The organism is Corynebacterium sp. KPL2830 (assembly GCF_040225635.1).
Taxonomy (GTDB): Bacteria; Actinomycetota; Actinomycetes; order Mycobacteriales; family Mycobacteriaceae; genus Corynebacterium.
Genome location: NZ_JBEHFR010000042.1, coordinates 1 through 10,802, shown reverse-complemented (window position 1 = coordinate 10,802; position 10,802 = coordinate 1). Strand labels below are relative to the sequence as shown.

9 protein-coding genes, 1 tRNA gene and 1 pseudogene are annotated in these 10,802 nt (G+C 56.2%); 9 read left to right on the top strand and 2 right to left on the bottom strand.

Annotated features, from left to right (window positions below):
- Window positions 1-7: 7 nt before the first annotated feature.
- The gene (locus ABRP87_RS10630) at window positions 8-130 is read left to right on the top strand and encodes a VOC family protein (protein WP_005276107.1); all 123 of its coding nucleotides are present in this window, start codon (window positions 8-10) and stop codon (window positions 128-130) included.
- 304 nt (window positions 131-434) lie between these two features.
- Here ABRP87_RS10630 and ABRP87_RS10625 read toward each other — a convergent pair.
- Window positions 435-519: transfer RNA gene (locus ABRP87_RS10625), tRNA-Leu, on the bottom strand.
- 208 nt (window positions 520-727) lie between these two features.
- On the opposite strand from ABRP87_RS10625, the gene ABRP87_RS10620 reads away from it, so the two are divergent.
- The 8 genes from ABRP87_RS10620 to crgA all read left to right on the top strand — a co-directional run bounded on the left by ABRP87_RS10620 (window position 728) and on the right by crgA (window position 9,990).
- The gene (locus ABRP87_RS10620; protein WP_005276103.1) at window positions 728-1,561 is read left to right on the top strand and encodes an FHA domain-containing protein; all 834 of its coding nucleotides are present in this window, start codon (window positions 728-730) and stop codon (window positions 1,559-1,561) included.
- Between the two features lie 25 nt (window positions 1,562-1,586).
- Window positions 1,587-2,039 carry an FHA domain-containing protein FhaB/FipA gene (locus ABRP87_RS10615; protein ID WP_239269696.1) on the top strand — a complete coding sequence of 151 codons (453 nt, stop codon included), beginning with the start codon at window positions 1,587-1,589 and terminating at the stop codon, window positions 2,037-2,039.
- On the top strand, window positions 2,036-3,400 hold the full coding sequence (locus ABRP87_RS10610; protein WP_298695347.1) for a PP2C family protein-serine/threonine phosphatase: 1,365 nt from the start codon (window positions 2,036-2,038) through the stop codon (window positions 3,398-3,400). Before ABRP87_RS10615 ends, ABRP87_RS10610 begins: the two co-directional genes overlap by 4 nt.
- Before the next feature lie 3 nt (window positions 3,401-3,403).
- Window positions 3,404-4,756 (top strand): FtsW/RodA/SpoVE family cell cycle protein, encoded by a 1,353-nt coding sequence (locus ABRP87_RS10605; RefSeq protein ID WP_349868740.1) that lies wholly within the window; start codon window positions 3,404-3,406, stop codon window positions 4,754-4,756.
- Window positions 4,753-6,183: a peptidoglycan D,D-transpeptidase FtsI family protein gene (locus ABRP87_RS10600; RefSeq protein WP_349868738.1), complete on the top strand. Its 1,431-nt coding sequence runs from the start codon at window positions 4,753-4,755 to the stop codon at window positions 6,181-6,183. Before ABRP87_RS10605 ends, ABRP87_RS10600 begins: the two co-directional genes overlap by 4 nt.
- Window positions 6,183-7,691 carry a serine/threonine-protein kinase gene (locus ABRP87_RS10595; protein WP_349868736.1) on the top strand — a complete coding sequence of 503 codons (1,509 nt, stop codon included), beginning with the start codon at window positions 6,183-6,185 and terminating at the stop codon, window positions 7,689-7,691. Before ABRP87_RS10600 ends, ABRP87_RS10595 begins: the two co-directional genes overlap by 1 nt.
- 3 nt (window positions 7,692-7,694) lie before the next feature.
- Window positions 7,695-9,653, top strand: a complete 1,959-nt coding sequence (pknB, locus tag ABRP87_RS10590) for a Stk1 family PASTA domain-containing Ser/Thr kinase (protein ID WP_023024718.1) — start codon at window positions 7,695-7,697, stop codon at window positions 9,651-9,653.
- A 64-nt stretch (window positions 9,654-9,717) separates the two neighbouring features.
- Entirely contained in the window at window positions 9,718-9,990 is a 273-nt protein-coding gene (gene crgA, locus ABRP87_RS10585; RefSeq protein WP_023024716.1) for a cell division protein CrgA, read from the top strand.
- Between the two features lie 100 nt (window positions 9,991-10,090).
- On the opposite strand, the pseudogene ABRP87_RS10580 reads toward crgA, so the two are convergent.
- Window positions 10,091-10,659, bottom strand: a pseudogene (locus tag ABRP87_RS10580) (transposase); the annotation flags it as partial.
- Window positions 10,660-10,802: the final 143 nt, after the last annotated feature.

Genomic DNA, 10,802 nt, shown 5'->3' with positions numbered 1-10,802 from the left:
CCCAACTTTGCAACAGCACCAATCAAAAGGAGTCCAAATTGTGCAGCCACCCGACGATGACGTCTTCGGCCGCACCTTCGTAGTTGCCGACCCTGATGGAAACCTGTTCCGCGTCAGCCCAGTCGTTTAATTCTTAAATTGGGATTCAACAACTAGGAAATCCTCCAACAGCCCAAGGAAAACATCTCAGTTGGAGGATTCCAATTGCCCCGAAGCGGGAGCTAAAGCCAGAACGTCAGATCAAAATAACAAGCAAAATGACTTGTTGACACCATCGAAAACAAGAGTTCGACAGAAGAGAGCGGGAGTTAGGATGTAAATTCCCACACTTGCAATCCTCAACCGCCAAAGTTCAGAAAAACAAAGAAACCGAAGGTCACGAACCCTTTCGAGTTTGTTACCTCCGGTGTCGCAGTTTGTTCAACTGCTCTTTGTGCCCGGGGCGGGACTTGAACCCGCACGTCCTTATCGAACACTGGCACCTGAAGCCAGCGCGTCTGCCAATTCCGCCACCCGGGCAGGGTGTGGTTGTCAGTGCGACTAGATAAAGATAGCACAGGGAGTGCATACAATTACAAATCAGCAGGAAAAGCGGATTATTTTGCGCATTTAATGGCGAAAAACTAGGAACTTTCGCGCCGCCGTCTACGTTTGAAAGGGGTATACAAACTATAATGGCTACTACTGATCACTACTGATCGCTGTATAGCGGAAAGGAGCAAAATTCGTGGCGTTTTTAGAAAGGCTGGCGAAGCTCGATTCCGCTATGCAACGCGGCCTTGATAACGGCATGGCTTTTGTCTTCGGCGGCAAGGTCGTTCCTGCAGAGATTGATGAGCTTTTGAAGCAAGAAGCCCAGGACAATCTCGGCCACGGGGACGATGACAAACTCTATAGTCCCAATGTCATGACTGTAGGTGTCTCCTCCAAGGATTTGGAGAACTTGTCGCAAGACCCCGATTTGCCTGCCGATTGCGCAGACCAATTATCTCGCTTTATCCGCAATAACGGATGGTCCCTCGCTGGTCCCGTCATTGTGCGGATAGCGGAGGAATCGGGCCTGCGCACGGGCCAGCTTCGTGTGTCCTCGTTTATAGATCACGAGCCCACAGAAGAGACCGGTTTCGAGGCGATTTTCCACGACTTTGATGGTCAGGAGGACCAGATGACCAACCCGCACGAAAATAATGCGGATGACGCAGCTACTACCGCTTTCATTGCGCAAGATGACCAACCCGCGCCGCAAACGCAGGGCCCCGCTGTCAATTTGATGTTGCAGGATGGCTCTTCCCGCGTCTACCACGTGCAGGAAGGGTCAAATATTATTGGCCGCAGCAATGATGCGGATTTGCGCCTGCCGGATACGGGCGTGTCCCGCCAGCATGCGGAAATCACGTGGAACGGTGAAGATGCCGTATTGGTGGATTTGCAGTCCACCAATGGCACCACGGTCAATGACACTCCTATTGATAACTGGCTGCTTGCCGATGGCGATGTGATCACCATGGGCCATTCCCACGTCGAGGTCCGCATTACGGGCCTTGATTCGCATAGTTACTAATTCACACTGAGGAAGGGAGGCCGCCATGGATGCAGTCATCATGCTGGCGCTTCGCATCGGCTTATTGGCTCTTTTGTGGGTATTTGTCCTGGTGGCCTTGAATGCCATGCGGCGGGATACCAATAAATCCGCAGGTGCTATGCCACAGTCGTCAAAAATGGGTGCGTCCCCGCGCAGTCACGCTGCGGTAAAGCAGCTTTCTATTGTGGAGGGCCCCTTGCAGGGATCCCACATGGATTTGGGCACGCTCGAGGAATGTACCTTGGGACGTGCCGCCGACTGTGATTTTGTCACTGGGGATGATTACTCCTCCGGCCATCATGCACGCCTATTTCGCCGCGGCAGCGAGTGGGTAGTGGAGGATTTGGAATCGCGCAACGGAACCCTCGTCAATGGTGTGCGCATCGACCAACCTGAGGTAGTCGGCGCGAACTCCGAAATTAAGCTAGGCCGCACTACCGTGAGGTTGAACGCATGACACTGAAGCTAAACTTTTTTGCCAAGTCGGACCGCGGGCTTATCCGCGGAAATAATGAGGACTCCGGATACGCCGGATCCCACCTGCTGATTTTGGCCGATGGCATGGGCGGGCATGCCGCGGGTGAGGTCGCCTCCCAACTCATGGTCAACCACCTCGAAATCTTGGATCAGGATCCGGGTAAGGAGGACACGGAGGCGCTCCTTGCGGCTGCTGCCGATGACGCCAATGAGGCCATCAGCGAGCACGTCACCGCCCACCCTGAGACCGAAGGCATGGGCACGACGCTGTCCACGATGCTGTTCAATGGCACCACCTTTGGTGTTTGCCATGTGGGCGATTCGCGCGCTTATTTGCTGCGCGATGGCAAGCTCGAGCAAATCACCAAGGACGATACCTACGTGCAGTCCTTGGTGGATAAGGGGGAGCTGGCTGCAGAAGATGTTTCTTCCCACCCACAAAAGTCCCTCATCTTGAAGGCCTATACCGGCCGTGCGGTGGAGCCGACGCTCTTCACGTTCGAAGCCAAGGCGGGTGACCGCATCCTGCTGTGCTCGGATGGACTGTCTGACCCGGTTACGGCTTCCACTATTGAAACCGCCCTTGGCCAGGGAAGCATCGAACAGGCGGGCTCCACCCTCGTGGATCTCGCCATACGTTCGGGCGGACCGGACAATGTCACGGTCGTCATCGGTGAGGTTACGGAAGAAAAACCCGCCACCCACGAGCCTTTTCGCGTTGGTGCGCTGGCGGGTTCGGTAGAAGAGCCCACTCACCCGGATTCTTCTGCATCACGCGCCGCCAAACTCACCCGTAAACCCCAGGTGATTCCGCCGGCCGTTATGGCCGATGAAGACAACGCGGCTTCGGACTCCGATGAAGAAGAGGCAGAGGACGAGCCCCCTCGACGAAAAATTGGGTGGAAGGTCCTCATCGCCCTCATCATCATCTTGGCGCTCGTTATCGGCGCAGGGCTGTGGGTCAAGAATTTCTTGTCCAATAACTATTATGCCGAGACCAACGACGCACAAGAGATCACCATCCTCAAAGGCGCGGACTATTCCCTATTTGGCAAGGATCTAAGCTCCACGCACCAATACGTGTGCATTAATGACAAGAACTCCTTGCTGTTTTCTGCACAGAAGTGCAAGGGAGACTTCACCCCGTTGAAGGTCTCTGACCTGCCCGAGTCTGAGCGCGGCGCGGTAAACCACATTTCCGCCGGTGACCTGAGCGAGGTTCAGGATCAGATTAATGACTTGGGTGAAAAGGCACTCAAGCCATGTATCACTGCGCCGAGCCAAAAAGATAATAAAGACACCAAGGAAAACAAACCTGGGGTCACTTGTAGGGAGGTGTAGCTGATGCAGAAGTTTTTTAGCCGAAGAATCGAACTCGGCCTCCTTATTCTCGCCGCGGTCGTCTTTGCCATTACCTTGGTCAGTTTGGAGCTGTCGCAGGATAATGCGCTCACGACGGACTTGATCTACCTCATCGGTGGATTCATTGGTGTCTTTACCATTGCCCACTTGGCAATGTGCTTCTTGGCGCCCTACGCGGACCAGATCATGTTGCCTATCGTTGCCATCCTTAATGGCATTGGGCTTATCGTTTTGGCCCGCCTGGATTTGGTCAATGACCGGGGACTCGCGGTCCGCCAGGTCATGTGGACCGTCGTTGGCCTCGTGCTCTTTGTGCTGGTCCTGGCGGTTGTCAAGGACCATCGCTCACTCACCCGCTATTCCTATATCTTGGGCGCGGCTGGCCTCGTACTGTTGGCGCTGCCGTTAGTATGGCCACAACCTTATGACGTTGAAGCTCGCATTTGGCTGAACTTCGGGCCCTTTTCCATCCAGCCGGGTGAGTTCTCCAAGATCATGCTGATCTTATTCTTTGCCATGCTGCTGACGCAGAAGCGATCCCTCTTTACTGTGGCTGGGTATCGCTTCCTAGGGATTTCCCTGCCCCGCTTGCGCGACCTCGCCCCCATTCTCATCGTGTGGGCCATCGCCATCATCATCATGGGAATTTCCAATGACTTTGGTCCGGCGCTGCTGCTCTTCAGCACGGTGCTGGGCATGCTATTTATGGCTACCGGCCGGGTCAGTTGGCTATTTATCGGCCTCATCCTCGTCGGTATCGGCGGCTTTGGCATTTACCAAGTTTCTGAAAAGATCCAGCAGCGTTTCTCCAACTTCTTGGATCCGCTAGCAAATTATGATGTCACTGGCTTCCAACTGTCCCAGTCCCTCTTTGGCTTATCATCCGGCGGCATTTCCGGCAGCGGCTTGGGCCAAGGACACCCCGAATTGGTGCCGGTGGCACACTCAGATTTCATCCTTGCCGCCATCGGTGAGGAATTGGGGTTGATTGGTCTAGCTGCCGTTTTGATCCTCTTTGGCATGTTGGTGACCCGCGGATTCAATACCGCGTTGCGTACCCGCGATACGTACGGCAAACTGGTCGCTTCAGGCCTTTCTCTTACTTTGGCGGTACAGGTCTTCGTCGTCACCGGTGGCATTTCCGCCCTGCTGCCGATGACCGGCTTGACCACTCCTTTCATGTCCGCCGGTGGTTCCTCTCTCATGGCTAACTATGTACTGTTGGCGATTTTGCTGCGGATCTCTAACGCAGCTCGCCGACCCATGCAGGAGAACTCGAGCAATGCTCCGAGTGACACCTCCATGTTCCCGTCGGTTCAGGAGGCTTACCGATGAACAAATCCATCCGCCTAGTATCCCTATTTGCCATCATCTTGACCGCGGTTCTGTTGGTGAACCTGACGGTCATTCAGGCATTTTCGGACGATAAATACGCACATAATGCTAAGAACTCGCGCGGGTTCATTGAGCTGCAGAACACCCCGCGCGGCCAGATCTATTCCGGAAATACGGTGCTGGCGCAATCCACGGAAAATCCTGATGAGACCTACTCCCGGTCTTATCCCATCGATTCGCCCGCTTTTGGCAATGTCACTGGCTACTTGTCCAGCCAATTTGGTGCTTCGGAATTGGAATCTTCGCAAAATGAAATTCTCAATGGCACGGATGATTCCCTGTTCAAGCAGCACTGGCTCGATACCATTGCGAATAAGCCCACCAAGGGAGCCAATGTAGAAGTCACCATCGATCCGGCATTGCAGCAGGCCGCATATGACCAGTTGGCGGGTCCCGGATACGAAGGTTCGGCTGTGGCCATCCAGCCGTCGACGGGCAAGATCTTGGCCATGGCCTCCAACCCAGGCTTTAACCCAAATTCACTGGTGGGCGAGTCCGCTGATGAGGCCTGGACAGGTTTGCAGGAACAGGCCGGTCAGCCACTGGTCAATCACGCAGCGGCGGATACTTTGCCACCGGGATCTATTTTCAAGATCATTACGACTGCGGCTGGATTGAATAATGGATTCAATCCCTCGTCGAGCCTGACCGGCTCCAATGTGATTACCTTGCCGGATGCCGTCACGGAGCTGACGAACTACGGCAATGAAAAGTGCAACGGCCAAGATTCCGTCACCCTGCAAACCGCATTCGCGCTGTCGTGCAATACCGCATTTGTGCAGATGTCGGAGCAGATTGGCGCGGATGAGCTGCGCAAATACGCGGATGCTTTCGGCATCGGCAAGAAATACGATCTGGGAGTCTCTTCCTCCGCGGGTACCTTGGGCGACCTGCCGGATGGTGCGGCGACGGCGCAATCGGCCATCGGCCAGCGCGATGTCACTATGTCCGCGTTGCAAGCGGCAGTCATGGCCGGCACCGTGGCTAATAAAGGCACGCGCATGGAGCCTTACCTGGTCAATCGCATTACCGATGCCCAGATGAAGGACATCCGCACCACCAAGCCCAAGAAAGCCGGAGAGGCCGTCACGGAAGAGACCGCATCGACCATTCAGGATTTGATGTTTGCCTCCGAGCGTTCTTCGTGGGGCTACGATGGCAATGGCTTCGCGTCTAAAACCGGTACCGCCGAGCACGGCGAAGGCTTAGCTCCGCACGTGTGGTACGTCGCCTTTGACCCGGACCGCGATATTGCCGTCGGGGTCGTCGTTAAGAATGGCGGTAACTTGGGTGAATCCGCAACGGGCGGCAGGGTCTCTGGCCCAATTGGTCGTGCCATCTTGCGCGCATACCAGGGGGAGCAGTAATGAAGAATACCGAAAATAAGGACCATCTCCAGGAACTCATCGGCAGCGACTACGAACTGCAGTGGATCATTGGCCACGGTGGCATGTCCACGGTGTGGCTTGCCGATGATATTCGTAATGACCGCGAAGTAGCCATCAAGGTTTTGCGGCCGGAATTTTCCGATAACCAGGAATTCCTCTCCCGCTTCCGCAATGAAGCGGAATCCGCCGAGTCTATCCAGTCCGATAACGTGGTGGCCACGTACGACTACCGCGAGCTGGAAGATAATGGCCGTAAATTCTGCTTCATGGCCTTGGAATACGTGCGGGGCGAATCCCTCGCGGACCTGCTCGCGCGCGAGAGCACCTTACAGGAAGAACTCGCGCTGGATGTGCTCGAGCAAGCAGGCCACGGCCTCTCCATTATCCACCGGATGGGCTTGGTGCACCGCGATATTAAGCCCGGCAACCTGATGATTACCCAAAATGGGCAGGTAAAAATTACGGACTTTGGCATCGCCAAGGCGGCTGCCGCGGTACCGCTCACGCGCACCGGCATGGTGGTGGGTACCGCCCAGTACGTTTCGCCCGAGCAAGCGCAGGGCAAGGAAGTCTCCCCTGCCTCGGATATCTACTCGCTCGGCGTCGTAGGCTACGAGATGCTTGGCGGCAAGCGCCCTTTTTCGGGCGATTCCTCCGTTTCCATTGCTCTTGCCCACATCAACCAGGAGCCAGAGCCGCTTTCGACCACGATTAGCGCCCCGGCGCGCGAGCTCATCCGCATTGCGCTGCGCAAGGATCCCAATACCCGCTATGCCGATGGCAATGAATTCACTGTCGCGGTATCCGATGTGCGCCTGGGCAAGCGCCCACCGCGTCCAAAGTCCATTCCGGCTCACCACCAGGCCCCGGAGCCTTCGCCCTCGGCATCGACCGAGATGCTTGCCGATGTCGCCCAGCCCACCACCATTCATCCGGCGGCGGTGACCCCAGCTCCACAACGCAAGGCAGCACCAGCCCCGGATAATGATTCGAAGGGCGGGAAGTCTTTCCTCAAGGGGCTGGGTATCGTCGCGGCCATCGCCCTGCTTGCTGCGGGCGGCTACGCCATAATGAACCTCATGAGTAGCGAGGGCGGCGACAGTGAGCCTTCCTCTACCCAAGAGACTTCCGTGGTTACCGAATACCGGGATCCCACGACCACGGAAGTAGAAACGCTGGAAGAGGACAAAGGTACGAATGAAACGCAGCCGGAAGTGACGGTAACGGAGACCGAGCCCACGGATCGGGAGGGCAACCAGGCGCCGCGTGATAATCACCGTCAGCCGCAGGCCCCGAACCAGCAGGCCCCGACGCGAAACCAGCAGAGCCCGAATACTCCGCCGCAGCAACGCCAGCCCCAGCAGCGCCAACCGCAGGAGCAGCAGACGCACGTCGAAAATACACCTGAACAGAAAAACACAGTAAACTCCCAGCCCGATGAACTTCCTGGGGATTTATCTGACTTATTAAGACAGGATGGTGACTAAGCCATGGTCAATGACCGGTACCGGCTCGGTGAGATCATCGGCTCCGGCGGCATGTCCGAGGTATTTGCCGCAGAAGACACCACTTTAGGCCGGCAAGTAGCGGTAAAGATGCTGCGCACGGAGATGGCCCGCGATATCAACTTTCGCGAGCGCTTCTACCGCGAGGCACAGAACTCAGGCAAATTAAACCATCCCAATATCGTGGCGGTGTATGACACCGGTGAGACCGAGATGGATGGCATGACCATCCCATATATCGTCATGGAAAGGGTCAACGGGGCCACGCTGCGCGATATTATTCGCGAAGATGGCCCGCTGCCCGCCCAAGAGGCGGCGGAAATCCTCAAGCCGGTTGCTGAGGCTCTGCAGGCATCCCATGAGGCGGGAATCATTCACCGCGATATCAAACCGGCGAATATCATGCTCACCAACACCGGCCAGGTGAAGGTGATGGACTTTGGCATCGCTCGTGCATTGGACGATTCAACTTCAGCGATGACCCAGACTTCTGCCGTTATCGGTACCGCTCAGTACCTCTCCCCGGAGCAGGCGCGCGGCAAACACGCCGATGCGCGTTCCGATGTCTATGCGCTGGGCTGCGTCATGTACGAGGTGCTCACCGGCCGCACCCCATTCGAAGGCGAAACCCCCTTTGCCGTGGCCTACCAGCACGTGCAGGAGGAACCGACCCCGCCTTCGGAGCTTATCGATGATCCCTCGTTGACCCCCACCCAGCGGGTCAATATCGATGCGGTGGTACTGACCGCGATGGCCAAGCACCCCGCGGACCGCTACCAGTCTGCCTGGGAGATGGCCGGCGATTTGGACCGCCTGCGGGGTGGCCAGGTCACCAATGCTGCTCGCATGCACGTAAACGAAGATGATGCCACGACGGCGATGCCCGCACCGGCCACTTCTACTGCCCCTGCGGCTGCGTCCCACCGGGCACCGATCGAATCGACGCGTCCTACCGAAGAGGACGAAAGCGGCGGCTGGATGAAGTGGCTCGCGCTGCTTCTCGTCGCGCTGTTGATCGCCATCTTGGGCTATTTTGCCTGGGATTTCTGGAGTAGCGACGATGACGATAACCGGAACGGTCGAAACCAAACCGAGGTGGCGGAGCACAATAGCGTCATCGTGCCGGAGGTAGAAAACCGCCCGCGCAATGAAGTGGTCAAGGAGCTCGAGGACTTGGGACTTCTCGTCACCGTGAACGAGGAAGCTAACCCCGATATCGATCGCAATAATGCGATTCGCATTAATCCGGCCCCTGGTTCGGAATTGCAGAAGAATGCCTCGGTGACCTTGACCGTTTCTTCCGGCAAGGAAATCATCGATGTCCCAGATATCACCGGCATGAACTTGGATCAGGCCGCGCAGGTTTTGGGAGAGGCAGGCTTGGAGCTGAACTCGGATATTTCTGAGCGCAATGATGAGGCCCCCGCCGGCGAGGTAATTCAGCAGAACCCCGCGGGTGGTACCCAATTGTCCAAGGGATCAAAGGTCCGGGTGACGGTGTCTAAGGGCATCGAAAAGAAGCGCGTTCCTGATGTCGCTGGCTTGAACGAGGAGGATGCGCGCAGCCGCCTCGAAGCCAATGACTTCGACGTCAATGTCCGGGAAGTCGATTCCTTAGAGCCGGAAGGCACCGTGCTTAACGTCTCCAACCAGGGCGCTCAGCTGGAAAAGGGCCAGACTGTCACCATTGAGGTATCCAATGGGATGCTCATGAAGGCACCAGAGATCATGCACAAGAACCAAGGACAAGCCGAGAATGCCCTGCGTCAGGCGGGCTGGGATGGCGAGCTGCGCGTGGGCGAGCCAATTCCCACCGGCGCGTTGGTCGATAGCAATAAGATCGGTTGGGCGTCCACTAATCCCGGCGATACCATCCGCAAGGATCAGGACGTGGAGGTTCGCATCTGGAAATTCGAAGCCTCGGCGCTCCTGCCGCAGCCATAGCTGCTGGTATCGTAATTCATCAGTAAGCACTGAGATAAGAACTGAAATCTAGAGAAGGTCTCTTATGCCAAAGTCAAAGATCACCCAGAGCTCTGCCACCCAGGTATCGAGCTCTTCTGGGGCAAACCGCACCCCGGTCAAAATCAACTCTGAAGGCACCCCGAAATGGTACGTGGCCATCATGCTTGGCCTGATGGTCATTGGCCTGCTGTGGCTCGTGGTCAATTACCTCGCCGGTGAATCCATCCCCTTCATGGCGGAGCTCAGCGGTTGGAACTACGGGATTGGCTTCGGCCTCGCCCTCATTGGCCTGCTCATGACCATGGGCTGGCGCTAGGCCGCTGGTCAAGTCTGTTTGAGTGGTGTTTCTGCCTTTCGTTGAAACAAGCAGTGTTATGGGCTCAGGGGGTCAGCACGTACCCGGTGCTCTAACTGGTTCACGCGACTTCCTTGGAGGTGTCAGCGTCAATGACGTTGACGGTGATCAACGCTTTGGTCTGTTCCAGGCTCGTTAGCGACATGTAGCGGTTTTGCTGAATCCAGTCATCATGTTGTTCAGCCAAGACCGCACAGACAAGGCGCACCACAGCGTCAAGATTGGGGAAGATGCCGACGACATCTGTACGTCACCAGATTTCACGATTGAGCCGTTCAGCGGGATTATTCGGCCAGTCTTTCTTCCACACTGATGCCAGCGCGTTTGTAAACGCCAATAGTTCGTCGAGGGCTTCTTCCAGGTAGTTAGCAACGTGTGGAACTTCTGCTGGCAAAACGCCACGACCTCTGTGGCTTGGGACCACACCGATTCCGAATCTTGCTGCTGGAGTACCGTATGAAACATCGCCGATAGGGTTGGCCACTGCGTCTTGGGCACCATCGACGATAGGTTTTTGGCGAAATGGGTTCGACATCGTTGCCAGGACGCATTCAGTAACACGTCACTAATCGCGTGCTGGATACCTAAATGGGCATCACTGGTAGTGAGGTAGACATCATCAAGTCCGCGGGTGGGCCAGGCTGGTTTTTAAGACCGGGCGGTTTGAGTGCCTTCCTGGGTTTGGTGCCATTGGTTGGAGAGTGTCTAATGGTTTGTGTGTGGGAACCTAACCCGCATAAGGAGATGAACCAGAATGACTACTATGGCGAGAC

What these genes read in the sequence shown, in the direction of transcription:
- ABRP87_RS10610 (WP_298695347.1), top strand. Translation starts at nt 2,036, where the DNA reads ATGACACTGAAGCTAAACTTTTTTGCCAAGTCGGACCGCGGGCTTATC.
- ABRP87_RS10595 (WP_349868736.1), top strand. Translation starts at nt 6,183, where the DNA reads ATGAAGAATACCGAAAATAAGGACCATCTCCAGGAACTCATCGGCAGC.
- pknB (WP_023024718.1), top strand. Translation starts at nt 7,695, where the DNA reads ATGGTCAATGACCGGTACCGGCTCGGTGAGATCATCGGCTCCGGCGGC.
- crgA (WP_023024716.1), top strand. Translation starts at nt 9,718, where the DNA reads ATGCCAAAGTCAAAGATCACCCAGAGCTCTGCCACCCAGGTATCGAGC.
- ABRP87_RS10615 (WP_239269696.1), top strand. Translation starts at nt 1,587, where the DNA reads ATGGATGCAGTCATCATGCTGGCGCTTCGCATCGGCTTATTGGCTCTT.
- ABRP87_RS10600 (WP_349868738.1), top strand. Translation starts at nt 4,753, where the DNA reads ATGAACAAATCCATCCGCCTAGTATCCCTATTTGCCATCATCTTGACC.
- ABRP87_RS10605 (WP_349868740.1), top strand. Translation starts at nt 3,404, where the DNA reads ATGCAGAAGTTTTTTAGCCGAAGAATCGAACTCGGCCTCCTTATTCTC.